The following is a 26,173-nucleotide window of genomic DNA, read 5'->3' as shown; positions in this document are numbered from 1 at the left end:
TGCTCCTCAGCGATTGACGTCGACGACGAGACGGCCACGCACGGTGCCGTCGATGAACCGGTTCGCGGCGGCGATCGCCTCGCTCAGCGGGATCTCGGTGGCGATGGCGTCCAGCGCGGCGGGATCGAGGTCACGGGCCAGCCGCTCCCACACCCGGATCCGGCGCGGCACCGGCGCCATGACGCTGTCGATGCCGTACAGGGTGACCCCGCGCAGGATGAACGGGGCGACGGTGCCCGGCAGATCCATGCCCTGGGCCAGACCGCAGGCGGCGACGGCGCCGCCGTAGCGGACCTGCGCGCTCGCGTTGACCAGCGTGTGGCTGCCCGCGGCGTCGACCACGCCCGCCCAGCGTTCCTTCTGCAGCGGCTTGCCGCGCTCGGCGAGTTCGGCCCGGTCGACGACGGTGCTCGCACCCAGATCCTTCAGATACCCGGCCTCGGCGGGCTTTCCGGTGGCCGCGGCCACCGTGTACCCGGCCGCGGTGAGCAGGGCGATCGCCACACTGCCGACGCCGCCGGTCGCGCCGGTCACCAGGATTTCGCCGTCCGCCGGTCGCAGGCCGTGACCGGCCAGCGCCTCCACACACAGGCTCGCGGTGTAGCCGGCGGTGCCGATCGCCATCGCCTGGCGGGCGGTGAAGGCGTCCGGCTGGGCGATCAGCCAGTCACCGCGGACGCGGGCGCGCTGAGCGAGGCCGCCCCAGTGGGTTTCCCCGACACCCCAGCCGTTGAGCACGACCTTGTCACCGGCCGACCAGTCCGGGTGACTGCTCTCGGTGACCACGCCGGCCAGGTCGATACCCGGCACCATGGGGAACGAGCGGACCACCGGTGATGTGCCGGTGATAGCCAGGGCGTCTTTGTAATTGAGGGTGGAATACGCGATGTCGACGGTGACGTCGCCCTCGGGCAGCGCGTCGTCGGACACGGTGGTCGTGGTGACCTCGGGTGGCGTTCCGCTCTTCTCGATGAGGATGGCCGAGAACATGGGGATTACCCCTCTCTGTTGCGAGAATTCGATTCTCGCGTAGGTATGGATATGTTTTCATCGGGAGTGTTCGGTGTCAATCGCCCGGAACGGGCGCGGTCGTCAGCGAGCGGTCCAGCCGCCGTCGACCACGATCGTCTGCCCCGTGACGTAGCGCGCGGCATCGCCGGCCAGCCAGGTGATGGCGCCGACCATGTCCTGCGCGGTGCCCTCCTGGGGGAGTGGGGTATTGCGGCGCAGGTACTCGGCGCCGCGGTCGCTGTCGTAGAGGCTGTCGGTGATCTCGCTGCGGAAGAAGCCGGGCGCGACAGTGTTCACCCGGATCGAGTGCCGGGCCCACTGCACCGCGAGTTCGGTGGTGAGCCCGGACAATCCGGCCTTGCTTGCCGCGTAGGAGGCCTGCGGAATGCCGGGGACGCCGACTCGCCCGCTGATCGAGGAGACATTGACCACCGAGCCGCCGCCAGCATCGCGCATGTGCGGAAACAGCGCCTGCGCCAACAGGAACGGTGCCACGAGGTTGAGGCCGAGGGTGCGCTGTACGGCGTCGAGCGGTTCGTCTTCGGCGCGTGCGGTGGTGAACCGGTTGCCCGCCGCGTTCACCAGGATCGTCGGTGCGCCGAGCTGATCGGCCACCTGTGGCGCCACGGTGCCGACCTGCGCAGGGTCGGCCAGATCGCAGACGACGGCGAGCCCGTCCACGCGGTCGGCGAGCTCGGTGAGCCGGTCGGCGCGCCGGGCCACCACCGCGACCCGGGCGCCCAGCCCGGCGAGCGCCTCGGCCACAGCGGCGCCGAGTCCCGAGGACGCGCCGGTGACCACGGCGACCCGGCCGGTCAGGTCGAACAGCCGACGGGCTGCCGCGCGCTCGATGCTCATCGGTTCTCCTGCTGGGCGGTGACGGCGAGTGCGGTGAGCCCGGTGCGTTCCACCTTGCCCATGGCGTTCACCGGCAGAGCGTCCACCCTGGCCCAGATCTCCGGCACCTTGTACCCGGCGAGTTCGCGTCGGCACAGGTTCGCGAGTTCGGCGAAATCCACGGTGCTGCTGTCGCTTTCGACGACGGCGGCGACCTTCTGGCCGAGCCGTTCGTCCGGTACGGGGCACACCGCCACCTTGCTCACCCGGGGATGGGTGGCGAGTACCCGTTCCACTTCGAGGGGGTAGACATTCGCGCCGCCGCGGATGATGACCATCTTCTTGCGGTCCAGCACCGACAGGCGGCCCTCGGCGTCGACGGTGCCGATGTCGCCGGTGGCGAACGGGCCCGGCTCCGGTGGGTGGACGGCGCCGTCGGACCAGTAGCCCAGGGTGGGGCGCCAGAGTTCGGCCCAGGGACCGTGGGTGGCGGCGGCCAGGCGGAGCTCGCCGAGGGAACCCGGTGGCAGTCGCCGGTTCTCGTCGTCGTAGGCGGCGACATCGAGGTGCGGGAGGACGCGACCGCTGCTGCCCGGTGTCCAGTCGGCGCCCGGCGGATCGATGGCGACCACTGTAGGTGCCTCGGTGAGACCGTAGGTGGTGCGCGGGACGAGGCTGTGGTGGGCCGCCGCGAAGGCGGTGCGCACCGGATCGGGAGTGTCGCTGCCGCCGCTCCAGACCTCCCGCAGCGAGCCGAGATTCGCGCCGGGCCTGCGGGCCAGGTCGTAGAGCTGGGCGGGGGCGCCGTTCCACACGGTCACCCGGTGGGTGGCGATCCACTCGGCGACCCCGTCGACATCCCGGCGGTCCATGATCACCGCGCACCCACCGGCCTGGGCCGTGGTCAGGGTGGACAGCACCATCATGTTCAAGATGGTGAGCGGGAAGCTGTCGCCCCGGCGCAGGTCGGGGCCCCAGTCGCGGGTGGCGCGCACCACCGCGCCCGGCAGCAGCAGGTTGCGCTGACTGTGGACCACCGCCTTCGGGCGCCCGGAGGTACCGCTGGTGAAGGCGATGCCCGCGGGCGCGTCGATGTCGTGGGCGAGGGCGGGTGCGGGGTCGGCCCTCGCTGTCAGGTCCGCCCAGTGGTCCGGGTGCACCGTGCGCGGCGCACTCCCGGCCCAGCGGGGACCGGCCAGCACGACGGCCGGATCGCACAGGTCGTGCAGATACTGTTGCTCGGCAGGAGAATTCGCTTCTCCGATGCCGATCCAGATCGCCCCGATGCGCTGGACACCGTGGAACGCGGCGACGATGCCGAGATCGTTGGGCAGGCAGGCGGCGACCCGGTCGCCGGGCCGGACGCCGAGCGACCACAGCGCACCCGCCGCGCGAGCGGCCTGTTCGTCGAGGTCGGCGTAGGTCCACGTCCCCGAGGCGGCGATGATCGCGGGCGCGCCGGGGCGCTCGCGCAGCGGATCGTCGAGCACGGTCGCGAGGGGGCGCGGGGCACGGATGTTGCCGCTGAAGCTGTCCACGACTTCCTTGATAGCACTATCCTTGCAAAGATTCACCAGATAGCCCGATCGGGTGATGGGCGAAAGGGGACGCGATGGAACACACAGGTCCGCTCGCAGGGATTCGGGTCATCGACCTGACCGCGATGGTGATGGGCCCGTACTGCACGCAGATCATGGCCGACATGGGCGCCGAGGTGATCAAGATCGAGCCGCCGCGTGGCGACGACACCCGCTACATCTCGGTGGGTCCGGAGCCTGGAATGAGCGGGGTCTTCGTCAATGTCAACCGGGGTAAGCGCAGCGTGGTTCTCGACCTGCGGACCGAGGACGACGCGGCGGCCCTGCGCGAACTGATCGCCGGGGCCGACGTTTTCGTCCACTCCATGCGCGCGGCGGCGATCGAGCGGCTCGGATTCGGGTACCGGGAGGTGGCCGCGCTGAATCCGGCCATCGTCTACACGAACTGCTACGGCTACGGCCGCGGCGGGCCGGACTCCGGCCTGCCCGCCTACGACGACACCGTGCAGGCCGCGTGCGGTCTGCCCGCCGTGCAGGAAATACTCACCGGCACACCGGGTTACGTGGGCACGATCATCGCCGACAAGGTCGCGGGCCTGACCGCGGTGTACGCCACGACGATGGCGCTGTTCCATCGGCAGCGGACCGGGGAGGGCCAGGAGGTCGAGGTCGCCATGTTCGAGACGATGGCGGCGTTCATGCTGGTCGAACACGCCAATGGCGCCCTGTTCTCGCCGCCGTTGGGTTCCGCCGCCTACCCGCGGGCGGTGACCCCGGACCGCAGGCCCTACCGGACCGCCGACGGATACCTGGCGGCGCTGGTCTACAACGACAAGCAGTGGTCGGCGTTCGTGGAGGTCGTGCGACCCCCGTGGGCCGGCCCGGAATTCGCCACGCTGGCCCAGCGCGCGGCCCGGATCGATGTGGTCTACGCCCGGCTCGCCGAGACCTTCGCCGAACGCACCACCGAGGAGTGGCTGACGATCCTGCGGAAGCTGGAGATCCCGGCGGCACCGGTGCGTTCACTCGACGACCTGTTCGACAACGAACATCTCGCGGCGGTCGGCTTCTTCCAGACCGTGGACACCCCCGACGGCCCGGTCCGCTTCCCCGGCCCGCCTGCCCGCTTCTCCCGCACGCCGGGCCGGATCGCCGGTCCAGCACCGCGACTCGGCGCCGACACCGGCGCGGTGCTCGAACAGCTCCGCTCGGCCGTTCCGGGGCAGGTGGCCGGATGACCGCCGTGCTGTCGGCCGCCGACCTCGACCTGCGGACGATCCTGCGTCCCGGCGACCGGATCGTCGCCGGGCAGGCCTGTGGCGAACCGACCACCCTGATCGAGGCGCTCATCGCCCAGGGCGGCGAGATCGCGGACCTGTCGCTGTTCCTTGCGACCAGCTTCTCAGGCCTGCTCACCCCGGCCGTGGCGGCGGTGTTCGAGCCGGTGAGCATGGGCGCCATCGGCGCGTTGCGTGGGCTCACCGCGGAGCACCTGCTGAGCGTGGTGCCCTGTCATGTCAGCCGGATCGGCCCGATGCTCGAGGCGGGCGAGTTGCGTTGCGACATCGCGTTCGTGCAGGTCGCGCCCGCCGACACGGACGGCACGCACAGTCTGGGCCTCATCAGTGACCACATCCTGTCCGCGATCCGGGCGGCGCGGGTGGTGGTGGCCGAGGTGAACGACCGGGTGCCGCGCACCGCGGGTGAGCGGATCCAGGCCACCGACATCGATTACGCGATCCGGGTCTCCCGGGATCCGGTGCGGGTCACCCCAGCCGCCATCGGGCCGGTGGACGAGGCGATCGCCCGGCACGTCGCCGAATTCATCGATGACGGTGCGGTGCTCCAGGTCGGGATCGGCGCGGTGCCGGACGCGGTGCTGCGGCTGGTGCGCGACCGCACCGACCTCGGCGTGCACTCCGGCATGATCGGCGACGCGCTGGTCGACCTGGTGGAGGCCGGGGTGGTGACCAACGCGCGCAAGGAGATCGATCGCGGGGTCTCGGTGACCGGCGCGCTGATCGGCACCGAACGGCTCTACCGGTTCGCCGACCGCAATCCGCTGATCCGCATGTGCACCACCGCCTACACCCACGACCCGGCGGTGCTCGGGCGGCTCAGCCGCCTGGTCACGGTGAACTCGGCCGTCGAGGTCGATCTCACCGGGCAGGTCAATGCGGAGCAGAGCGGCGCAGCGTATTTCGGCGGCACCGGCGGGCAGGTGGACTTCGTGCGTGCGGGTCTGCGGTCGCCGGGTGGGCGGTCGGTGATCGCGCTGCAATCGACGGCCCGGCGCGGGTCGGTCAGCCGGATCTGCGCGGCGCTGTCGGGGCCGGTCACCACCGCGCGCAGCGACGTCGACGTGATCGTCACCGAATACGGCGCCGCCGAACTGGCCGGCCGGACGCTGGGCGAGCGGGCCCGCGCGCTGATCACGGTCGCGCACCCCGACTTTCGCGACGACCTGGACCGTGCGGCGCACGAGATCCAGCGGAGAGGATTCTGATGTCCGAGGACGCAGTGCTGTTCGAGGCCAGGCCGGACGGGATCGCGGTCATCACCCTGAACCGCCCCGAGACCCGCAACTGCCTGGCGCGCGAGGTACGGGCCGGGTTGTTCGCCGCGTGGCAACGTTTCGAGGCGGACCCGGCGCTGCGGGTCGCGGTGCTCACGGGCGCGGGGCAGGCGTTCTGTGCCGGTGGGGATCTCAAGGAGATGGTGGCGACCGGGATGACGGTGCCGCCCCGGGACATGTTCCCGGTGCCCTACGACACGGTGGAGTTGAGCAAACCGACGATCGCCGCGGTCAACGGCGCCGCCTTCGCAGGCGGCTGGATGATCGCCCAGGCCTGCGACCTGTGCGTCGCCTCGACCGCGGCCAGCTTCGCCGTCACCGAGGTGAAGGTGGGCCGCAGTTCACCCTGGGCGGCACCGCTGATCCACATGATCCCGCAGCGGATCATGATGGAGATCCTGCTCACCGGCAAGCCGATCGATGCGCGACGCGCCTACGAGATCGGCCTGGTGAACCGCCTCGCCGAACCGGCCGACCTGCTGTCCGTCGCGCTCGAGCTGGCACGCGAGATCGCCGAGGCGGCACCGCTGTCGGTGCGCGCGGCCAGGGACACGGTCATGCTCGCCACCGAGATGGGTCGCGGGTCCGCCCTGCAGGCGGCCCGGCACGCCTCGGTGCAGTGCTATCAGAGCGCCGACGCGCAAGAGGGTCCGCTCGCGTTCGCGGAGAAGCGAACTCCGCGCTGGACCGGCCGCTGATTGAGTGAGGTGGTGGGCGAGCGGCTTCGGTCACGCTGAGGGAAGCCGCTCACCCGTACCTCATCGTCCGTGGGGCACCTGGTCGAAGGGCACGTCGCGGTCGGCGGCGGCTTCCCTCGGCATCCCCAGCACCCGTTCACTGATCACGTTGCGGGCCATCTCGGTGCTGCCTCCCGCCAGGCTCCAGGCCGCGCGGAACAGGTAGTCCAAGCCGACGGTTTCGGTGTCGGCACCGTCGCCCGGTGTGTGCGTCGCGCCGTGGGGTCCGGCGATCCGCAGCGCGGTATCGGTTTGCAGCCAGGCGTTCTCGGCGGAGAAGAGCCGGGGGATGGCGCCGGCGGCAGGGGGCAGCGTGCCGGTGGCTATCGCCCGGGTGACGTGGGCGATGAGCTGATCGCGCACGATGTTCATGGCCCGTGCTTCGCCGATGTCCTCGCGCACCCGCGAATCGCCGTCCTGGCCGGTCGCTTTCGCCAGGCGCAGCAGCTGGTCGGCTTCGCCACCGAGGTGCGGGCGGGCGCCGCTGGTGTAGGGCGAGGTGCCGCCGAGGGCCGCCCGCTCGTGGAAGAGCAGACGCGAGGCCGCTGCCCAGCCGCCGTCGACCGCACCGACCACCGCGTCCGCGGGCAGCACCACATCGTCGAAGAACTCCTGGCAGAACTCGGTCGAGCCGGTGACCTGCTTGATCCGCTGCACCGTGACGCCCTCCGCGTGCACCGGCACCAGGAACAGGGTCAGGCCTTGATGTTTGGGCACGGTCCAGTCGGTGCGGGCCAGGCACAGGCCGTAGTCGGCGGCGTAGGCGCCCGAACTCCAGATCTTGGAGCCGTTGAGGATCCACCGGTCGCCGTCGCGATCGGCGCGGGAGGTGAGTCCCGCCAGATCCGAGCCACCGCGCGGCTCGGACAGGAACTGCACCAGGATCTCGTCGCCGCGCAGCACGGCGGGCAGATGGGTCCGCTTCTGTTCCTCGGTCCCGAGATCGAGCAGGCTGGCCGCGCAGATGGCCAGCGTCGGCACGTTCAGCAGCAGCGGCATCTCGTAGGGCAGGGATTCCTCGGTGAAGGCCGCCTGATGATCGGTCGTCAGGCCGAGGCCGCCGTATTCGGTGGGGAAGCAGATACCGGCGAAACCCCCGTCGTGGAGCACGCGCTGCAACCGGCGGGCGTGCTGCCACGCCTCCTCGGTGTCGGCGGGCGCGATCGTGGGCGGCGCCGGGAGCAGGGTGGCTTTCAGCCAGTTCCGGGCCCGGACGCGGAATTCCTCGACGGTCTCGATGTCGGTGGTCATACGACGATGCCTTCCTGGATGGACGGTGCGGTCATGCCGCGGAGTCGAGCAGATCGGTGATGTGGCGCCGGTGTTCCTCGGGTGTGCCGTACAGCGCGCGACCGAGGGTGATCCGGCGCAGGAACAGGTGCAGATCGTGCTCCCAGGTGACGCCGATTCCGCCGTGCAGCTGCACGCAGTCCTGGGCGATCACCGGAGCCTTCGCGCCCACATACGATTTCGCGATGCTGATGTACTCGCCGGTCTCCGGCGCCTCGGCGTCCCACGCGGCCGCGGCGGCGAAGGCGGTGGCGTGGCAGGCTTCCAGCCAGGTCTTGTTGTCGGCCATCCGGTGCTTGAGCGACTGGTACGAGGCCAGCGGCCGTCCGAAGGTGTAGCGCTCGAACAGCCAGGTCAGCGTGCGGGTGAGGGCGTGGTCGGCGGCGCCTGCCGACTCCGCGGCGGTGACGAGCGCGGCGGCGCTCGCCTGTGCGCGCACCGCGGCGGCGGCCTCGGCACCGGTGTGGGTCACCGCGTCGGCGCCGACGACGACCTCGTCGAAAACGACCTTGCCGGTGCGCCGGGTGAGGTCGATGGTCCAGGTCGGGCTGACCGAGACACCCGGCGTATCGGCGGGCACGAGCAGCTGGATCGGGCCGTCGGGGCCGGTCGCGGTGACCAGGAACAGGTCGGCCTGATCGGCTGCCTCCACCCGGTCCTTGACGCCGGTCAGCCGATATCCGGTGCCTGCTCGCACCGCCCGGGTGCCGGTGACCTCGCCGGTGAGCGCGCCGAAGCCCGCACCGGGCTCATACACCGCCCAGGTCACGACGACCGTCCCGGCCACGATCGCGGCGACCGTGTCGGCGAGGTGGCCCGCGGTGGCACGCAGGCCCGCCAGTGCCGCGGTGGTGGTGACGAACGGGCCGGGCGCCGCGGCGCGGCCGAGTTCCTCGGCGACCAGGGCGAGTTCGGTCATCGGGTGACCGGAAACCGAACCGCCGCCGAGGCTTTCAGGCACCAGCATCGCGGTCCAGCCGAGTTCGGCGCCGCGCCGCCACCAGTCCCGATCGAATCCGGTCCCGGCGTCGGCGAGCGCGCGCACGGTGTCGATCGGGACGGTGCCGGTGAGGAATTCACGGGTGGTCGTCTGGAAAAACCGCTGGTCCGCGGTGGGGTCGTGGGGCATCGGATCGGTCCTCCGGTTGACGCGCAGCGAGCAGTGTGGAAATCTCATACTCACATGTGAGAGGCTTATTCTCAATCACGGAAGTCGACTGGCACCAACAGCCGCTGGGTGGCGTCGACCGGAATCTCGAAGGGACCCGTCGCGTGGTGAACAACTTCCAGGATCTGGACTTCTTCCTCGGACAGGAGCTGGTGGCAGATCCCTACCCCTATTTCGACTCGTTGCGCGAGCAATGCCCGGTGACCCGCGAGCGGCATCACGACGTGATGATGGTGACCGGCTACGACGAGGCGCTCGAGGTCTACAACGATGTCGAGCGGTTCTCCTCGTGTATCGCCGTCACCGGCCCGTTCCCCGGATTCCCGGTTCCGCTGGACGAGAACAGCGATGTCGACGCGGTGATCGCCGAGCATCGCGACAGCCTCCCGATGAGCGATCAGCTGCCGACGCTGGATCCGCCGACGCACACCGACCATCGCGCGCTGCTCATGCGGCTGATCACGCCGAAGCGGTTGAAGGAGAACGAGGAGGCGATGTGGTCGATCGCCGACCGCATGCTCGACCACTATCTGGTCACCGGCGGCGACTGCATGCGCGAGTTCGCGGGTCCCTTCACGCTCTACGTGATCGCCGACCTGCTCGGTGTGCCCAGGGACGACCAGGACGAGTTCCTGCACACCCTGCAGCGCGACCCGCACCGCGAGGGCGCCAGCGTCGGCTCCACGCAGGGTGAGGGCATGTCGCACAACCCGATCGAGTTCCTCTACAGCAAGTTCTCGGCCTACATCGAGGACCGCCGCCGCAACCCGCGCGGCGACGTGCTCACCAGCCTGGCCACCGCGACCTTCCCGGACGGGTCGCAGCCGGAGGTCCTCGACGTCGTGCGGGTGGCCGCCAACGTCTTCTCGGCCGGCCAGGAGACCACGGTCCGGCTGCTGAGTTCGGCGCTGAAACTGATCGCCGAGCGCCCCGACATCCAGGAGTACCTGCGCGCGGACAAGAGCCGCATCCAGAACTTCATCGAGGAATCGCTGCGGATGGAGAGCCCGGTCAAGGGCGACTTCCGGCTCGCGAAGACGACCTCGACGGTAGGCGGGGCCGAGGTGCCGGTGGGGACCGTGCTGATGGTCGTCAACGGTGCGGCCAATCGTGACCCGCGCCGTTTCGACGATCCGACCACGTTCGATCCGGCGCGCTCGAATGCCCGCCAGCACATCGCCTTCGGACGCGGTGCGCACACCTGCCCCGGCGCGCCCCTGGCGCGCGCCGAAGCCCGGATCGCCATCGAGCGACTGCTCGATCGCACCACCGATCTGCGCATCGACGAGGCGGTGCACGGGCCCGCGGAGGAACGGCGGTATCACTACCTGCCGACCTTCATCCTGCGTGGGCTCACCTCGCTGCACCTGGAATTCGACACCGAGGAGGCCTGATGAAGGTAACTGTCGACGCGGACCGCTGCCGTGGCCACGGCGCCTGTCTCGGGCTGTGCCCGGAGGTCTTCACGCTGAACGTGGACGGCTACGCCGAGACGATCGCGGGCGCGGTGCCCGACCATCTGGTCGGCGCGGTGGAGGACGCGGTGTCGGCCTGCCCGGAGCAGGCCATCGTCGTGGAGTGAGAGAAATAGGTTCCGTTGCGGTGCAGCGGAACCCATTCTTGTGTCCGGGTGGGACCCCGGGCCCTGATCGGCTATCCGGCCGGCACCGACGGGCTCAGGAGGACGGGGTGACCGGAGTCGACGGCGTCAGACCGGTGCGGATCGCGGTTTCGAGCAGGCCGAGGTCCGCGCCGAGTGCGTCGGCGACCGCGCCGGCGACCGCGATGTCCTTGCGCAGGAATTCGCCGCCGGTGGCGCGGAACAGATCCACCGAGCCCCGGCCCGCGATCCGGGTGACCGCGTTGCCGCCGCTGCTGGCGTGGGGGAGCGCGGCCAGCAGCGCCGGTTCGGACAGGCCGAGGAGGGTGCCCAGCCGCACCGCCTCGGCGACGAGACCGATCTGCGCCGCGAACAGGACGTTGTTGACCAGCTTCACGCGCTGACCGTCTCCGAGCCCGCCGACGTGCAGGACCGGATCACCATAGGCGCCAAGGACTTCGGTCGCGAGGCGGGAGTCACTGTCGGACCCGCCGAGGAAGACGGTGAGGGTGCCCGCGGCGATATCGTGCGGGCCACCGCTGACCGGGGCGTCGACCACACCGATACCCCGGTGGGCCGCGGCGGTCGCGACGGCGACGGCGGTCTCCGGGCTGCCGGTGGTGTGCAGGACGACGAGCGCACCGGCGGGCAGATCGGTGAGAAGTGTTCCCTCCAGGCAGATCTCGCGTACCTGGTCGTCGCTGAACACGCAGACGATCAGCACCTCGGCGCCGTGGGCCGCCTCGGTAGCGGACGCGACGGGAGTGGCGCCGACAGCGGCCACCACCTCGTGCGCATCGGCATTGCGGGCAAGGGTCCGCACGGTGTGCCCGGCATCGACGAGACGGGCGATCATCGGCTTGCCCATCCGGCCCGCGCCCACGAATCCCACACGCATCCTGGTCTCTTCCTCTGGTGGTGACAGTCGATCGGGCGCCAGGAAGCTCAGGGGGTTCGCCGCCGGTACCCAACCTCCACAACGCGTAGGTTCGTCGTCAGTGCGGCAGCGCGGTGCGCTCCCGCTTCATCACTGCCAGTGCGGCATCGGCGGCATCGAGTTCGATACCCGGCTCCGCAGCTGCCGCGGCGGCGAGGTCGGCGAGCAGGCCGACGTCCTTGCGCAGCAGGTCGCCCGCGCGGACGGCGAGGCCGTCGAGGGTGCCGCCCGAGGCGACGACGCGGCCGAGCGCGAAGCTGTCGGCGGTGCCGTGGGTGATGACCTCGCCGAGCCGCGCGGCGTCGAGGCCGAGGTCGGCGCCGAGGCGCAGAGTTCCCTGTGCGGTCGCGAGATTGGCGGTGAACAGCAGGTTGTTGAGCAGCTTGGCGAACTGTCCCGCGCCGACGTCGCCGAGGTGGACGATCGGGTCCGCGTAGGTCGCGAACACCGGCCGGGCGGTCTCGACCGGGTCGGCGGGGCCGCCGACCATCACCAGCAATCGGCCCTCGGCGGCGGCGGGGCCACCGCCGCTCACGGGTGCGTCGAGCACCGAAACACTCTGGCGGGCGGCAATTTCCGAGAGTTCACGGCAGGTGTCCGGGTGCACGGTGGAGTGCACGGCGAGCACCGAGCCGGGTGCCATGCCTGCGAGTACGCCGTGCTCCCCGGTGACGACCTCGCGGACGTCGGCGTCACCGACCACGCACACGCACACCAGATCGGCGGCCGCGCCCAGTGCAGCGGGGGAGCCGGCGGTGTTCGCCGCGGTGTCGGCGTAGGGCTCGAGCGACGCGGACCGGCGCGCCCACAGCGTGGTCGGGTAGCCGGCCTCGACGATGCGCCGCGCCATGGGTCCGCCCTGGCTGCCCAGTCCGATGAATCCGATGCGCATCAGTGCGCCTCCTGTCCGGTAACGACGGGGGCCGGCGCCGGGCGATAGAACGCCGCCAGCAGGCCGATGGTCGCTGCGACACCGAGTCCGAGCGCGAGAAGTCCACCCGCCCAGCCGGTGACGGTGATGTCGAGGGCGTGATCCAGCGAGACCCGGCCGGGGCCGAGCGCGCCCAGGGCGACCGCCGCCACGGCGAGCACGAGGACGTACTCGTAGCCCTCCTTGAACACGAAGAATCCGTTCGTGCGGTGGGCGAGCAGCCCGGCCACGAGCATCACGCCCACCACCGCGCCCGCGCCCAGCGGCGTGCCGAGCCCGAGCACGAGCAGCGCGCCGGCACCGATCTCGGTGACCACGCTCGTCCACGCCTGCAGCACGCCGTTGCGCAGGCCGAGGCCGGTGAACCAGCCCGCGGTGCCGACGATTCCACCGCCGCCGAGCCAGTGGTTGACCCCGTGCGCGATCATGGTGGCGCCCACCACGACTCGCAGCAGGAGCAGGGCGGTATCGGTCGCGTCCATCACATTCACCTCTCCGGCGGCACCGTGCCGCCGTCCAATTGTGTGGTGGGACCGGAGAATTCGCCGTGCTGGGCGGTCACCAGGCATTCCTCGGCGAAGGCGAGCAGACCCAGGTGATAGGCCGCGGCGGTATTGCCCACACTGATGTTGTGCGCGGTGTTGGGCTGGCGGTTGAGCACGACCCGCGGCGCGGCGATGAACAGCGCACCCACTTCGGCCAGCGCGGCCACGTCGTTGCACCAGACCCGCTCGTGATCACCCGCGGAGAACCGCACGGGCACCCGGATTCCGGCGGCCAGCGCCGGGAAGACCCGTGTGGCCCAGTCGGCGACGGCCTCGGTCTCCGCCGGCGGGGCAGGCACCGCGATCGCGGCGCCGCGGCGGGCGTCGGCGGGATAGAGCCGCGGCGGATTCCAGATCAGGTCACCGACTCCCGGCGGACGGGGCGAATCGGGGCCGACGGTGCGCAGGATGCCCGCGCCGTCGGGGTGATAGCGGTAGCCGGTGCCCGCCAGCTCCACACCGAGCAGGTCGGTGAACCGGGGATCGCCCGCCATCCGCATCGCCAGTTCCGCGCCGGCCGAATGGGCGGCGAGGAACACTCCGGCACCGCGCGGGCGGCCGCGCAGGAAGGCTTCGAGCGCTTCGAACATCAGATCGACGCGGACCGCCGCCGGGATCAGCTGCTCGGCGTACGGCGCGGAACTGCCGTAACCGGGGCGGTCCGGCGCGAGGACCGTGTAGCCCAGCCGGTGCGCCGCCCGGATCAGCGAAAGCTCCGGATGTCCGGGGCAATCGAAGTAGGCCGAAGTCGTCGACCCGCCGTGCAGGGCGAGCAGTACCCCGCGCGGCGCCGGTGCCTCGGCGAACAGCGCGGACACCGGAATGCCGTCGACCTCGGCGACTACGGTCGCGGGCGCGTCGTCACCGACCGCACGGAGTCCGGAATGGGTGAGGGTCACGTCATCTCGCTTTCCTGGCACTCATGACCCGGCGCGCAGCAGCATCACACCGCCGGGGGTGAGCCCGCCGCTGGACACCACCGCGACTCGGGCGCCGGGCACCTGTCGTGGTCCGGCGTCGCCGCGCAACTGCGCGATGGCTTCGTGGAGCAGACCCATGCCGTGGGTGCGGCCGTGGGAGAGCTGCCCGCCGTGGGTGTTCACCGGGATCAGCCCGTCGCGGGCGATGTTCTTGCCGCCGTCGAGAAAGTCCGCGGCCTCACCGATTCCGCAGAACCCGAGCGCCTCGATCCAGGACAGGCAGTTGAAGGTGAAGCCGTCGTAGAGCTCGGCCACGTCGACATCGCGGGGCCGCAGGTCGGTGCGCGTCCACAGGTGCGCGGCCGGGCCGAGGACCTGCGGTTCGTGGGTGAGGGTGCTCTGGTCCCATTCGATGCGCTCGACGATCTGGGTGCCGACCGCCTCCACGAACACCGGGGTGCTCGCCAGATCGGCGACGGTGTCGACCGCGGAGACGATCACCGCGACCGCGCCGTCGCACGGGACGTCGCAGTCGTAGAGCCCGAACGGGCTGGTGACGGGCCGGGCCGCGAGATAGTCGTCCATGGTCATCGGGTCGCGGTAGACCGCGGTGGGATCGAGTTCGGCGTTGGCGCGCTGGTTGAGCGCGATCCAGCCCAGGGTCTCGCGGGTGGTGCCGTAGTCGTGGAAGTGCCGCTGCGCCTTCTGCGCCAGGGTATGCGCGGCGGAGGTGGCGCCGAAGGGAGTCAGCCAGCTGGCGGTGCGGCCACCGCCCGGGGTGATCCGGCCCGCCTTCATCTGCTCGGCGAAGGTGGATTCCCAGACGGTGCGGAAGCACAGCACGTGCCGGGCCAGCCCGGCGGCCACCGCGGTCATGGCGGCGATCACCGAGCCACCGGGGCCGAAGGTTTCGATACCGCCGTTGTGCCAGGTCGGCCGGATGCCGAGCGCGGCCTCGAGCGCGGTCACCCCACCTTCGCCGAACCCACCGAGATTGCCGCCGCCGGGATAGGACGACAGCCCGTCGATGTCGTCGAAGGTGAGGCCGGCGTCGGCGACCGCGCGCTCGCAGGCCGCCACGGTCAGCGACAGCGCGGGCACCATGAGCCTGCGGCCGATCCGCGACATCCCGATGCCGGTGAGCGCGACCCGGTCCTCGAACTTGTCGCTGCGCACCATCGGCCGGATGCGCGCGGCGTAGGCGTCGGGGGCGATCTCGTCCACCGGCAGCGCGATCGGTTCGCCGGCGACCGGGCGGAACAGTGGCAGCCACACGTCACCGTCCGGCTGGAAGGTGACCTCGACCGGCATGCCGAGTTCGAGCGAATCCGGTTCGGCCGCCACGATATTGGTGGTCAGCCGGACCCGGGTGTCCTCGACCGGCGCGACGGTGGCCACGACGTACGGCGGGTCCAGCCCCGGCAAGGCGAAGCGGTGGTTCACCGTGAACGCGATCAGCGTCGCGCGGCCGGAGAGCTCACGGACACCGAGCTCGTGACCGCGGCAGTAGCGGCACACCGGCTGCGGTGGATGCAGCAGGGCGGCGCAGGAGCGGCACTCCTGGATCCGCAGGACACCGTCGGCGCCCGCGGTCCAGAAGAATTCGTTGTCCGGGCCGAGCTGCGGCAGCGGCCGCCCGGACGCGGGTGTGCTGTCCGCCGCCACAGGTTCCTCCTCGATCAGATCTGCGCGCCGGCGCGCTGGTGGGTGACCGGCTCGGTGAGCTCGCCCGGGGTGGCGGGCGGATGCCGCCGCTTGCCCGGGATCTCCGCGATGGTGTCGTAGTCGACGTGGATCCGGGGCCGTGCGCGGGCGGCGGCGGCGATCACTGTTCCGCCAGCGAGATGGCACGCTCGGGGCACGAGTGCACCGCCTCGCGCACCTGCTCCTGCTGATCGGCGGGCACCTGCTCGTCGACCGGTGAGGAGTGGCCGTCGATGTCACTGAGTTCGAACGCCTGCGGCGCGATCATGGCGCACAGCGTGTGCCCCTGGCAGCGCTGCGCATCGACCTGGACCTTCACGATGAAACTTCCTCTCAGATGTGGTACTCGTACCACTTCAGGTACCCGCCGCCGTCGACGCGCAGCTGCGTTCCGGTGATGAACCGCGACTCGTCCGACGCCAGGAACAGCACGGCGTCGCTGATGTCGCGGGTCTCGACGAACGGGATCGGCATCGCCTGCTGGACACCGAAGGCCGGCTCGGCGTCGGCGCGCGTCGGGTGCTCGAGATCGGGGCGGAACGAGCGGTACATCGGCTCGCTCTGCAGCATCGGGGTGTCGCAGTTGGTCGGGTGGATCACGTTGGCGCGGATACGTTGTGCCGCGATGTGCAGGGCCAGATGGTGCACGTACTCCGACAGGCCCCGCTTGGCGACGACGTAGGCGATGCCGCCCGGATCGCGGCCGGGCTGATCCACCTTGGCGATATCCATCAGGGCCGCGACCGAACCGGTCGCGATGATGGACGCGCCTTCTCGCAGATGCGGCAGCGCGGCCTGGATGGTGTTGATGACGCCGATCAGATTGGTGTCGATGACATCGGACCAGGCCTGCCACTGCGGCGTGCCCTTCATTCCCGCGATGCCGGCCTGGGCGATCACGATGTCGAGGTGCCCGAATTCGGCGACGCCGTCGGCGACGACCGTCTTGAGGGCGGCGGCGTCGCGGACGTCGACCTGCCTGGTCAGGATCCGGCGCCCGGCCTTCTCCACCAGTCGCGCCGTCTCCTCGAGATCCTCGGGGCGCGACAGCGCGTAGCCGATGGAGTCGATGTCCTGGCAGATGTCGACGGCGATGATGTCGGCGCCCTCTTCGGCCAGCCGGACCGCGTGACTGCGGCCCTGGCCGCGCGCCGCGCCGGTGACGAAGGCGACTTTGCCTGCTACGCGTCCCATGGGAGTTCCTCTCGTTCGGGGTGTTCGATGCTCATGTGTTGCGTCCGCCGTTGACCCCGAAGATCTGCCCGGTGATGTAGGAGGCTTCCTCGGAGATCAGGAAGGCACACGCCGCGGCGATGTCGGCCGGCGTGCCGACGCGGCGGACGGGCGTGCGCTGGATGTGGTCCTCGACCGTGCCGCCGAGGCGCTGGGCCTGTTCGTTCTTGCGCAGCATCGGGGTGTCGATGAAGCCGGGCGGGACCGCGTTGACGGTGATGCCCGACGGACCCAGCTCCAGCGCAAGAGCTTTGGTGAGTCCGTTGACCGCCGACTTGGCCGCGACGTAGTGCGCCATGAACGGCTGGCCTGAGTGCGTGCTCGACGAGGAGATGTTGACGATGCGGCCCCAGCCCGCGTCGATCATGTCCGGCAGCACGGCCTGGATGGTGTGGAAGACGCCGTGCAGGTTCACATCGATGACCCGCTGCCACTCCGCGAACGACAGCTTCCCGAAGCGTTTGAATCCGTCCAGCCCGGCCGAGTTCACCAGCACCGCGATCGGGCCGAATTTCGCGCGGACGGCGTCGAGCGCCGCGGCGACCTGTGCCGGATCGGTGACGTCGGCCCGGAAGGCGACGTCGTCGTCGGCCGGCGGGTGCAGATCCAGGGTGGCGACGTGGAATCCGTCGCCGCGCAGCCGTTCGGCGATCCCGAGCCCGATGCCGGAGGCGCCTCCGGTGACCACGGCTGTCTTCACGTGTGATCCCCCGCTCCGGCCCTCACGGCCGCTGGTGTGTGAAACACAAGAATCTCCCTTCCAGATTCGAGAACCGTACTCTCGTCGAGTTCTGGTTAGCAAGGGCGACGGTGGAATTCGGGGATCCGGGGGTGATGGGGGCGAATTGCTCCGATTCGGTCGCCGATCCCTGTTACCGTCCCGCTCGTTGCATGTAGCATTCTCGATTGAGAGAATGCTATTTCCATAGGGACTCGGTCCCAGCAAGGAGGCGGGATGTCAACGCAGGAAGTGGCGGGGACGGTGACACGTCGATTGCTCGTCGACGGGCAGCTGCGCGAAACCGGGCAGACGCTCGCTTCGCTCGATCCCGCGACCGGCGAGGTGTACGGCTACGCGCCCGAGGCGGGGGTCGGCGATGTCGACGACGCCGTCGCCGCCGCGCGCCGCGCGTTCGACGAGACCAGCTGGGCGACCAATCCGCGGTTCCGCGCGCGCTGCCTGCGGCAGCTCTATCGCGCGCTGCGTGACAATGTCGAGGAACTGCGCGCGCTGACGATCGCCGAGGTCGGTGCGACGCGCGCGCTGACCGCGGGCAATCAGCTGGAGACCCCGTTCGAGATCGTGCGCTACTACGCCGAACTGCTCGACGACTACGCGTGGACCGAGGACCTCGGCAATGTCGAGATCCGCGGGCAGCAGCATCACCGCTGGGTCGAGAAGGAAGCGGCAGGCGTGGTCGCCGCGATCGCCGCCTACAACTACCCCCATCAGCTGGCTCTGGCCAAGCTCGCACCCGCGCTGGCGGCCGGTTGCACGGTGGTGCTCAAGGGCGCGCCGGACACGCCGCTGGCCACGCTGGCGCTGGGGGAGATCATCGCCGGCCACACCGAGATCCCCTCGGGCGTGGTGAATGTCCTCGCGTCCTCCGACATCGAGGTGGGCAAGCGGATGACGACGCATCCGGACGTGGATGTCGTCACCTTCACCGGATCCACCCCGGTGGGGCGCCAGATCATGGCGGCCGCGAGCGCGACGCTCAAGAAGGTGTTCCTGGAGTTGGGCGGCAAGTCGGCGATGATCCTGCTCGACGACGCGGACTACACCCAGGCGGCCGTGTTCGCGGCGTTCAGCGTCGTCACCCATGCCGGGCAGGGCTGCGCGCTCACCACCCGGCTGCTGGTGCCCGCCGCCGATCACGACCGGGTCGCCGAGCTGGTCGCGGCCAACTTCGCCCATGTGCGCCACGGTGATCCGAACGACCCCAAGACCTACATGGGACCGCTGATCAGCGCCAAGCAGCGGGACAAGGTGCACGCCATGGTGCGGCGCGCGGTCGCCGCAGGCGCCACCCTGGTGACCGGTGGGAAGAAACTGGATCCCGGCTTCTTCTATGCCCCGACGCTGCTGGCGAATGTCGACCCCGACAGCGAGATCGCCCAGGAGGAGGTGTTCGGGCCGGTGCTGGCGCTGATCCCGTACGCCGACGACGACGAGGCGGTCCGCATCGCCAACAACTCGATCTACGGGCTGTCGGGCGCGGTCTTCAGCGCCGACGCGGACCGGGCCAAGGCGGTGGCGCGGCGGGTGCGCACCGGCACCTTCAGCATCAACGGCGGCAACTACTTCCACCCCGACGCCCCGTTCGGCGGCTACAAGCAGTCCGGCATCGGCCGGGAGATGGGCGTGGCCGGGCTCGAGGAGTTCCTCGAGCACAAGACCCTCGCGGAAGTCCTCGGATGAGCGGGCCGCTGGCGGGCATCACCGTGCTCGAGGTCGCCATGTACGGGTTCGTGCCGTCGGCGGGTGCGGTGCTGTCGGACTGGGGCGCCGACGTGGTGAAGGTGGAGCATGCCAGTGGGGGCGATCCGCAACGCGGGTTGCGCCGGGTGGGTGCCTTCACCGTCGAGGGCGATCCGAATCCCAATGTGGAACACGCGAATCGGGGCAAGCGCAGTATCGGCGTCGACATGTCGGTGCCGGAGGGCCGCGAGGTGATCCGGGCGCTGGCGAAGAACGCGGATGTGTTCCTCACCAGCTTCCTGCCCTCCGCGCGGACCAAGTTCGGCATCGACGTCGACGACATCCGCGCGGTGAATCCGGACATCGTCTACGCCCGGGGCAGCGCACTGGGGCCGCGGGGGACCGAGTCCATCCGGGGCGGGTACGACATGACCGCCTTCTGGTGCCGCGGCGGGATCGCCGCGACCATCACCCCGGAGGGGACCGAAGGGCTGATCCAGCCGCCCGGCCCGGCCTTCGGTGACACCATCTCGGGCACCAACCTGGCCGGCGGCATCGCCGCCGCGCTGCTGAAACGGGAACGCACCGGCGAGACCTCGGTCGTCGACGTCTCGCTGCTGGGCAGCGGGCTGTGGGCGCTCGGCCACACGGTCGCGCTGTCGGCCTCGCAGCAGCAGCCGATGCGCGCGCCGCGCCCCGGTGTGCACGGCGCGCCGACCAATCCGCTCTCGGGTCTCTACGCCACCGCCGACGACCGCTACCTGTCGTTCGTCATGTTGCAGCCCGCCAAGTTCTGGGCCGACGTGTGCCATCACATCGACCGGCCCGACCTGGCCGAGGATCCGCGTTTCGCCGATGCCGCGTCGATCGCCGAGCACACCGCCGAGGCGGTGGCGATCCTGCGCGAGGTGATCGGTGGGCGCACCCTCGCCGAGTGGACCGAGCGGTTCGCCACGCTGGCGGGTCCCTGGGCGCCGGTCCAGGATTCGGTGCAGCTGCTCGCCGACGCCCAGATCCGGGCCAACCAGTATCTGCTCCCCGCCGGTGAACTCGAACTGGTCTCCAGCCCGGTGCAATTCGACGTGGCGCCGCCCAGCCTGCGGCCGGGACCGGAGTTCGCGGCGCAGACCGAGGAGATCCTGCTCGAACTGGGACTCGACTGGGATCGCATCATCACGCTCAAGACCGCGGGCGCGGTCACCTAGTCGTCCGGAAGGAGCCGACATGCCGCATGTTGCGTCGATGGGGACGTATCTACCCTGCTGGGGGCACCGGCATCATCGTGTCGCCGGAGACGACGAGGACGCGGTCACCCTCGCGGTGGAGGCGGGCCGGGCCGCGCTCGCCGGCGGCGAACCGGTGGAACGGGTGGTCCTGGTCAGCCGCGATCTGCCGTTGGTGGAGAGCAGCAACACCGCGGTGCTGCTCGCCGGGCTCGGGCTCGATCCCGAGCTCGAGGTGACCGAGCGGCTCGGTGGCGCCCCGGCGACCCTGGACGCGCTCAGTTCCGCCCGTCCGCGCACCCTGGTGATCGGCGTCGACCTCGAGCCCGCGGGCGCGGCGGCCGCCTGGATCTCCGACCGCAGCGGGGTGCAGGTGCGCACCACGGCCCGGGTCGCGCGCAGCCTGCCGGTGCGTACCCGCCATGCCGACGGCGTCCACGACTACGGCGACCCGCGGCTGCTGCGTGAGCGCGGTCTGGTGGCGTCGCTGTCGGCAGCCTGGCTCGACACCCCGGTCGCGGTGGCGGGCGTGGAGCACAAGCAGGCGTCCGCGCTGTGTGGGACACCGCCCCGGCTGCCGACCAACGGGGCGTCGTCGGCGCTGTTCGCCCTGGCGGCGATGGCGGAGTGGGACACCGCCGGGCTGCTGGTCGGGGTGGAACAGGCCAGCCTGTCCGGTGTCACGGTGGTGCCGGGAACGCTGTCGCTGCGGCGGCTCGAGCCGCCGGCCCGGCCACCGCTCGACGGCATCGTCGAACCCGGGACGGACCTGCCGCTCTCGCTGGCCGCCTACGAGCGTGCCTTCGAAGCCAAGGTGCGCTGGGAGGCGGGCAGGCACGAGGGCACCGACGAGCTGGATTTCCCCCCGCGATACCGGCTGGGCGAGGACGGCACCCTCGCCACCACCTACACCCTGGTGCCCCTGCCGCGCACCGGAATCGTCTACGCCGCGACCACTGTGCGCATGCCGGTGCCCGGGCAGAAGAGCCCGTACACGCTGGTGGTCGTCGAGCTCGACGAGATCGGCGTGCGCGCCTTGGCGAAGGTGACCGGTGCCGACGCGGGCACCGCGGAGATCGGGGTGCGCGGCCGAATGGTGTTGCGCCGGGTGGCAATACGTTCGGGCGTCCCGGACTACGGGTACGCGTTCGAGCCGGAAAGGGAATCGGCATGAGAAGAGTCGCTGTCGTCGGCGCGGGAATGACACCGTTCGCCGAACATTTCGCCTTCGGAATCGGCGACCTGCTGCCGATGGCCTTCGCCGAATGCGCGGCCTCCGTCGACAAGGGCCTGCGGATCGACGAGATCGAGGCCGCGTGGTTCGGCGCGCTGCGGACCACCGACGGGTTCCCGTCCGGGATCCTGGCCGAAGCGCTCGGCCTGCCCGACCTGCCGGTGACCCACATCGAGAACTCGTGCGCCACCGGCAACGACGCGGTGCGTAATGCCTTGTACGCCATCGCCTCCGGCGCGGTGGACGTCGCGCTGGTGATCGGCGCGGACAAGCTGCGTGAGACCGCGGAGAAGGACATGCTCCGCGAATGGGAGTCGATGACCAGGCACCGCGCCTGGGACTACGAGCTGGGCCTGTTCGCGCCCGCGGGCTTCGCCCTGCACGTGAGTCGCTACCTGCACGAGTCCCCGGCCACCCGCGAGCACCTGGCTATGGTGGCGGTGAAGAACCACCGGCACGGTGCGCGGAATCCGAAGGTGCGCTTGCCCTTCGAGATCACCCTGGAGCAGGCGCTCGGGGCACCGATCGTGGCCGACCCGTTCGGGGTGTACGACTGCGCACCGCAGAGCGACGGCGCCGCGGCGCTGGTGCTCTGCGCCGAGGACGTGGTGGACCGCTACACCGACGCGCCGGTGTGGGTGCGCGGGGTGGGGCTGGGACTGGACTCGATCATGGTGCAGCACAAGCCGGATCTGACTACCTTCCCGGCCACCTTGCGGGCGGCCCGTCGCGCCTTCGCGATGGCCGGTCTCGCCCCGGCCGACATCGATGTGGCCGAGGTGCACGACTACTTCACCGGCATCGAGCTGATGAGCTACGAGGATCTCGGCTTCGCCGAGAAATTCGAGGCGCACAAGCTCGTCGAGACCGGGGCGACCTCGGTCGGCGGTGCGCTGCCGGTCAATCCCAGCGGTGGTCTCAAGACTAAGGGGCACCCGCCCGGCGCCACCGGCATCGCCCAGTGCGTCGAGTTGTTCGAGCAACTGCGCGGCACCGCGGTGAACCAGGTCGAGGGCGCGCGCTTCGGGTTGGCGCACAACCTGGGTGGGCCGACCGCGGTCGCCGCGGTGACGATTCTCGAAGGCCCTGCCCGCTGAGTTCACCCGGCATACGAGAGCCCGGTCCCCGTACAGGGACCGGGCTTTCGTCGCGATCGGGTCAGAGCGCGTGCCAGACGGTGATCCGCGTCCGGGCGGAGTCGGCCGCCGCCGATACCGTCATCCGCCCGTCCGCGGCGCGGGCACCGAGTTCGGCGAGCACGGTCGAGGGCTCCCCGTCCAGGACGAACACCGACAGATAGCGTGCCTCGTCCGGTCCGCCCCTGGCCAGCCGGTGCCGTTCGCACGAGACCACGCCGGGGATGGTGAGCATCTCCGGGATGTGCACGTCGGTGTACCAGCGGTTGTACTCGTCGTCCATCCCGTCGTGCGGGGTGGCGAAGATCATCAGCCGAGCTGTCATGGTCGTCCTCAGCCGTTCTGCTTGGCGTAGGCGGCCGCGTAGTCGGCCCGCGAGCGGGTGGAGACGTCGACATCGGTGGCGGTGGCACGCAGCGCGCCCACGGTGGCCCGCTCCCGCGGGATGTGCACGAACGGATTCCAGTTGAAGTGCCTGCACGCGTTCTCCCACGTGATCTGGTGGATGTCGGCGTCCTCGGCGCCCGCCGCCAGGAGTTCCTCGAGCACGAATTCCGGGGCGTTGGGCCAGATCGAATCCGAGTGCGGGTAGTCGCATTCCCACGCGATGTTGTCGATACCGATGTCATGGCGGAACTTCAGCGCGGTCCGGTCGGTGACGTAGCAGGCGAGCACGTGCTCGCGGAAGACCTCGCTGGGCAGCTTGCCGCCGAAGTCCCGGCGCAGCCAGCGCTGGTTGGTGTAGTGCCGGTCCGAGCGGTCCAGGAAGAACGGAATCCAGCCGACACCCCCCTCGGACAGCGCGACCTTCAGCTTCGGGAAACGCCGGAAAGCCGGTCCCCACAGCAGGTCCTGGGCCGCGATCAGCGAAATACTCGGCGCCAGCACCATGAGGTTGTCGATCGGTGCGTCGGGGGCGAGCCGCAGCACGCCGAAGCCCTGGCCGATGTGCAGGTTCATCACGGTCTCGTTGTCCTGCAGTGCCTGGAACACCGGCGCCCAGTAGTCGATGTCGTGATAGCTGGGCAGGCCGTCGATGTGCGGCAGTTCGGGCATGGTCACCGAGTGACAGCCGCGGGCGGCGAGGCGTTCGATCTCGGCGACCGCCAGCTGCGGATCCCACATGGGCAGAATGCCGATCGGGATGAAGCGACCCGGATAGGCGCCCGCCCAGTCCTCGAGATGCCAGTCGTTGTACGCCGAGATCATCGCGACGGTGATCTCGTCCTGGCCGCCGCGGCTCAGATGCCCCGCGCTGAATCCGGTGAAGGTGGGGAAGCACATGGAGGTGAGCACCCCGTTGGCGTCCATGTCGCGCACGCGGTCGTGCACGTTGTAGACGGCAGGGCGCATCTCCGCGTAGCCGGCCGGGTCACGGCCCCACTCCTCGGCGGGCCAGGTGACCACGGCATTGAGTCCGGCCACGCCGGTCGGCCGATCCCGGTAGATCCAGTGGTCGATGCCCTTCTCGTCGGCGACCACCCGGGGCGCGTAGTCCGCCCATTTGCGGGGGACATGGTGGTCGAACATGTCGAGTGGCTCGACCACGTGGTCGTCGATGCTCACGAGTATCAGGTCGTCGGTCTTCACGGGACTCCTCGCTCTGTGATGTGCAACGCCGGGACCGCATCGTCAGAATGTGCTGTCCGGCAGGCGAGAATGCAATTCTCGCAATTGGCAAAGCATACCGCACGGAGTGGGCCGGCGGACTCGAAGCTGTGCCGGGTCGGGTACGCGGGAACCGGTCACGACAGCTGGTCCTTCATCACCTTGCCGGTCGCGTTGAGCGGCAACGCATCCAGGAACCGCACCGAGCGCGGCACTTTGTATCCCGCCATCCGGTCCCGGCTCCAGGTGATGAGTTCGTCCTCGGTGACCTCGGCCTTGACCACCACATACGCCCGTCCCACCTGGCCGAGCCGCTCGTCGGGTACCCCGACAACCGCGGCCTGCGTCACCGCGGGATGTTCGAGCAGAAAGCCCTCGATCTCCGCGGGATAGGCGTTGAATCCGCCGACGATGAACATGTCCTTCTTCCGGCCGACGATGCGCAGTCTGCCGTCGATGTCCAGCTCGCCCAGATCGCCGGTGTGCAGCCACCCGTCCGGATCGATGGCCGCGGCGGTGGCGTCGGGATCGCCGAGATAGCCCAGCATGACCGAGTAGCCGCGGACGAGAACCTCGCCGTCCTCGGCGATCCGGACCTCGACACCATCGCAGGGGCGGCCCACCGTGGTCGCGATCTGTTCGAAGGTGTCGCCGGGCCGGGAGGCGGTGGCCGTGCCAGCCTCGGTGAGGCCGTAGCCGGTCATGATGGACCGGAACGGCAGCTCCTGGGCGATCCGGCGGATGAGCTCCACCGGGATGTCGGCGGCGCCGGTCACCGCCGCGCGCAGCGAGGACAGGTCACGGGTGCCTTTCGCTTCCAGCAGTGAGTGATACAGGGTGGGCGGCCCGGGCAGCATCGTCACCCGTTCCCGTTCCACCAGGTCCAGGACCGTGTCGACGTCGAAGACCGGCACCGGCAGGACGGTCGCGCCCCGGATGAGCGAGGCCACCAGCCCCGCCTTGTACCCGAAGGTGTGGAAGAACGGGTTGACGATCAGATACCGGTCGCCCTCGCGCAGGTCGGCCAGATCGCACCACTCCGTGTAGAGCCGCAGGGTCTGCCGGTGGTTCATCGTGACGCCCTTGGGGCGTCCGGTGGTTCCCGAGGTGAAGATGACATCGGCGACATCGGTTCCCGCGACGGCGCGTTCGAACGGCTCACCCGCCTCGAGGAACCCGGATTTCAGGTCGATCACCGGCACCTCGGTGACACCGGTGTAGTCGGTGCCGAGGAAACCCTGTTCCACCAGCACCGCTTTCGCCCCGCTGCGCCGGATGACATCGGCCGCCTCGCCCGCCTTGAACCGGGTGTTCACCGGCACCAGCACGGCGCCGGCGGTGAGCACGCCGAACGCCGCGATCATCCACTGCGCGGAGTTCGGCGCCCAGAGGGCGACCCGGTCACCCTTGTCGATGCCCGCAGCGGCGAGCGCCCCCGCGGCCCCCCCGCACCCCGCCGCCCGCTAGGAGACAGCCCACCGCCGCCCCCCCCCCGGCACCCCGTCCGAGTGGCCCCAGACCGCA

Annotated in this window: 25 protein-coding genes and 1 pseudogene; 9 read left to right on the top strand and 17 right to left on the bottom strand. The window is 70.3% G+C overall.

Going from position 1 to position 26,173, the window contains the following annotated elements:
• Positions 1 to 6: 6 nt before the first annotated feature.
• The 3 genes from ACFVAV_RS12995 to ACFVAV_RS12985 form a co-directional block, all read right to left on the bottom strand.
• A complete protein-coding gene (locus ACFVAV_RS12995) occupies positions 7 to 990 on the bottom strand; it encodes an MDR family oxidoreductase (protein WP_379034327.1) in 984 nt (327 codons plus the stop codon).
• Between the two features lie 102 nt (positions 991 to 1,092).
• Positions 1,093 to 1,869: an SDR family NAD(P)-dependent oxidoreductase gene (locus ACFVAV_RS12990; RefSeq protein ID WP_379034324.1), complete on the bottom strand. Its 777-nt coding sequence runs from the start codon at positions 1,867 to 1,869 to the stop codon at positions 1,093 to 1,095.
• Positions 1,866 to 3,386, bottom strand: a complete 1,521-nt coding sequence (locus tag ACFVAV_RS12985) for a class I adenylate-forming enzyme family protein (RefSeq protein WP_379034322.1) — start codon at positions 3,384 to 3,386, stop codon at positions 1,866 to 1,868. Before ACFVAV_RS12985 ends, ACFVAV_RS12990 begins: the two co-directional genes overlap by 4 nt.
• A 74-nt stretch (positions 3,387 to 3,460) precedes the next feature.
• Here ACFVAV_RS12985 and ACFVAV_RS12980 point away from each other — a divergent pair, with 74 nt between their 5' ends.
• The 3 genes from ACFVAV_RS12980 to ACFVAV_RS12970 are packed head-to-tail and all read left to right on the top strand — an operon-like array spanning position 3,461 to position 6,659.
• Positions 3,461 to 4,624, top strand: coding sequence for a CaiB/BaiF CoA transferase family protein (locus ACFVAV_RS12980; RefSeq protein WP_379034320.1), 1,164 nt, complete (start codon positions 3,461 to 3,463; stop codon positions 4,622 to 4,624).
• Entirely contained in the window at positions 4,621 to 5,892 is a 1,272-nt protein-coding gene (locus ACFVAV_RS12975; RefSeq protein ID WP_379034318.1) for an acetyl-CoA hydrolase/transferase family protein, read from the top strand. The genes ACFVAV_RS12980 and ACFVAV_RS12975 overlap by 4 nt, the downstream gene beginning before the upstream one ends.
• Positions 5,892 to 6,659, top strand: coding sequence for an enoyl-CoA hydratase/isomerase family protein (locus ACFVAV_RS12970; protein WP_379034316.1), 768 nt, complete (start codon positions 5,892 to 5,894; stop codon positions 6,657 to 6,659). The genes ACFVAV_RS12975 and ACFVAV_RS12970 overlap by 1 nt, the downstream gene beginning before the upstream one ends.
• 60 nt (positions 6,660 to 6,719) lie before the next feature.
• Here the strand turns inward: ACFVAV_RS12970 and ACFVAV_RS12965 are convergent, their stop codons facing one another.
• Together ACFVAV_RS12965 and ACFVAV_RS12960 are read right to left on the bottom strand one after the other, a co-directional pair.
• Positions 6,720 to 7,949: an acyl-CoA dehydrogenase family protein gene (locus ACFVAV_RS12965; protein ID WP_379034314.1), complete on the bottom strand. Its 1,230-nt coding sequence runs from the start codon at positions 7,947 to 7,949 to the stop codon at positions 6,720 to 6,722.
• 31 nt (positions 7,950 to 7,980) lie between these two features.
• Positions 7,981 to 9,117: an acyl-CoA dehydrogenase family protein gene (locus tag ACFVAV_RS12960; RefSeq protein ID WP_379034312.1), complete on the bottom strand. Its 1,137-nt coding sequence runs from the start codon at positions 9,115 to 9,117 to the stop codon at positions 7,981 to 7,983.
• Positions 9,118 to 9,260: 143 nt separating this feature from the next.
• Here ACFVAV_RS12960 and ACFVAV_RS12955 point away from each other — a divergent pair, with 143 nt between their 5' ends.
• Complete coding sequence (locus ACFVAV_RS12955; protein ID WP_379034310.1) at positions 9,261 to 10,550, top strand: cytochrome P450; 1,290 nt, start codon at positions 9,261 to 9,263, stop codon at positions 10,548 to 10,550.
• Complete coding sequence (locus ACFVAV_RS12950) at positions 10,550 to 10,738, top strand: ferredoxin (protein ID WP_379034308.1); 189 nt, start codon at positions 10,550 to 10,552, stop codon at positions 10,736 to 10,738. Before ACFVAV_RS12955 ends, ACFVAV_RS12950 begins: the two co-directional genes overlap by 1 nt.
• A 94-nt stretch (positions 10,739 to 10,832) precedes the next feature.
• On the opposite strand, the gene ACFVAV_RS12945 is transcribed toward ACFVAV_RS12950, so the two are convergent.
• From ACFVAV_RS12945 to ACFVAV_RS12905, 9 genes are all read right to left on the bottom strand, one after another.
• Positions 10,833 to 11,654 carry an NAD(P)-dependent oxidoreductase gene (locus ACFVAV_RS12945; protein ID WP_379034306.1) on the bottom strand — a complete coding sequence of 274 codons (822 nt, stop codon included), beginning with the start codon at positions 11,652 to 11,654 and terminating at the stop codon, positions 10,833 to 10,835.
• Positions 11,655 to 11,751: 97 nt separating this feature from the next.
• A complete protein-coding gene (locus ACFVAV_RS12940) occupies positions 11,752 to 12,585 on the bottom strand; it encodes an NAD(P)-dependent oxidoreductase (RefSeq protein ID WP_379034304.1) in 834 nt (277 codons plus the stop codon).
• Positions 12,585 to 13,106 (bottom strand): DoxX family protein, encoded by a 522-nt coding sequence (locus tag ACFVAV_RS12935; protein WP_379034302.1) that lies wholly within the window; start codon positions 13,104 to 13,106, stop codon positions 12,585 to 12,587. The genes ACFVAV_RS12940 and ACFVAV_RS12935 overlap by 1 nt, the downstream gene beginning before the upstream one ends.
• Before the next feature lie 5 nt (positions 13,107 to 13,111).
• Positions 13,112 to 14,068 carry an alpha/beta hydrolase gene (locus ACFVAV_RS12930; protein WP_379034300.1) on the bottom strand — a complete coding sequence of 319 codons (957 nt, stop codon included), beginning with the start codon at positions 14,066 to 14,068 and terminating at the stop codon, positions 13,112 to 13,114.
• Positions 14,069 to 14,089: 21 nt separating this feature from the next.
• Positions 14,090 to 15,754 carry an OB-fold domain-containing protein gene (locus tag ACFVAV_RS12925; RefSeq protein WP_379034298.1) on the bottom strand — a complete coding sequence of 555 codons (1,665 nt, stop codon included), beginning with the start codon at positions 15,752 to 15,754 and terminating at the stop codon, positions 14,090 to 14,092.
• Between the two features lie 14 nt (positions 15,755 to 15,768).
• The gene (locus tag ACFVAV_RS12920; protein ID WP_379034296.1) at positions 15,769 to 15,918 is read right to left on the bottom strand and encodes a hypothetical protein; all 150 of its coding nucleotides are present in this window, start codon (positions 15,916 to 15,918) and stop codon (positions 15,769 to 15,771) included.
• A complete protein-coding gene (locus tag ACFVAV_RS12915; RefSeq protein ID WP_379034294.1) occupies positions 15,915 to 16,112 on the bottom strand; it encodes a ferredoxin in 198 nt (65 codons plus the stop codon). The genes ACFVAV_RS12920 and ACFVAV_RS12915 overlap by 4 nt, the downstream gene beginning before the upstream one ends.
• Positions 16,113 to 16,126: 14 nt before the next feature.
• The gene (locus ACFVAV_RS12910; protein WP_379034292.1) at positions 16,127 to 16,987 is read right to left on the bottom strand and encodes a mycofactocin-coupled SDR family oxidoreductase; all 861 of its coding nucleotides are present in this window, start codon (positions 16,985 to 16,987) and stop codon (positions 16,127 to 16,129) included.
• Between the two features lie 31 nt (positions 16,988 to 17,018).
• On the bottom strand, positions 17,019 to 17,726 hold the full coding sequence (locus tag ACFVAV_RS12905) for an SDR family NAD(P)-dependent oxidoreductase (protein WP_379034290.1): 708 nt from the start codon (positions 17,724 to 17,726) through the stop codon (positions 17,019 to 17,021).
• Between the two features lie 255 nt (positions 17,727 to 17,981).
• Between ACFVAV_RS12905 and ACFVAV_RS12900 the strand changes: the two genes are divergently transcribed.
• From ACFVAV_RS12900 to ACFVAV_RS12885, 4 genes are read left to right on the top strand one after another with little or no spacing between them, the layout of a single operon-like run.
• Entirely contained in the window at positions 17,982 to 19,448 is a 1,467-nt protein-coding gene (locus ACFVAV_RS12900) for an aldehyde dehydrogenase family protein (RefSeq protein WP_379034288.1), read from the top strand.
• Positions 19,445 to 20,653: a CaiB/BaiF CoA transferase family protein gene (locus ACFVAV_RS12895; protein ID WP_379034286.1), complete on the top strand. Its 1,209-nt coding sequence runs from the start codon at positions 19,445 to 19,447 to the stop codon at positions 20,651 to 20,653. The genes ACFVAV_RS12900 and ACFVAV_RS12895 overlap by 4 nt, the downstream gene beginning before the upstream one ends.
• A 19-nt stretch (positions 20,654 to 20,672) precedes the next feature.
• Entirely contained in the window at positions 20,673 to 21,845 is a 1,173-nt protein-coding gene (locus ACFVAV_RS12890) for an OB-fold domain-containing protein (protein WP_379034284.1), read from the top strand.
• Entirely contained in the window at positions 21,842 to 23,002 is a 1,161-nt protein-coding gene (locus ACFVAV_RS12885) for a thiolase family protein (protein ID WP_379034282.1), read from the top strand. Before ACFVAV_RS12890 ends, ACFVAV_RS12885 begins: the two co-directional genes overlap by 4 nt.
• Before the next feature lie 61 nt (positions 23,003 to 23,063).
• Here the strand turns inward: ACFVAV_RS12885 and ACFVAV_RS12880 are convergent, their stop codons facing one another.
• From ACFVAV_RS12880 to ACFVAV_RS12870, 3 genes and pseudogenes are all read right to left on the bottom strand, one after another.
• Positions 23,064 to 23,366: a hypothetical protein gene (locus ACFVAV_RS12880; protein ID WP_379034280.1), complete on the bottom strand. Its 303-nt coding sequence runs from the start codon at positions 23,364 to 23,366 to the stop codon at positions 23,064 to 23,066.
• An 8-nt stretch (positions 23,367 to 23,374) separates the two neighbouring features.
• Positions 23,375 to 24,631, bottom strand: a complete 1,257-nt coding sequence (locus ACFVAV_RS12875) for an amidohydrolase family protein (RefSeq protein WP_379034278.1) — start codon at positions 24,629 to 24,631, stop codon at positions 23,375 to 23,377.
• 155 nt (positions 24,632 to 24,786) lie between these two features.
• Positions 24,787 to 26,091: pseudogene (locus ACFVAV_RS12870) on the bottom strand (FadD3 family acyl-CoA ligase); the annotation flags it as partial.
• Between the last annotated feature and the right edge of the window lie 82 nt (positions 26,092 to 26,173).

The organism is Nocardia sp. NPDC057663 (assembly GCF_042799895.1).
In the GTDB taxonomy this organism is placed as follows: Bacteria; Actinomycetota; Actinomycetes; order Mycobacteriales; family Mycobacteriaceae; genus Nocardia.
This window is presented reverse-complemented; position numbering and strand designations above follow the sequence as displayed.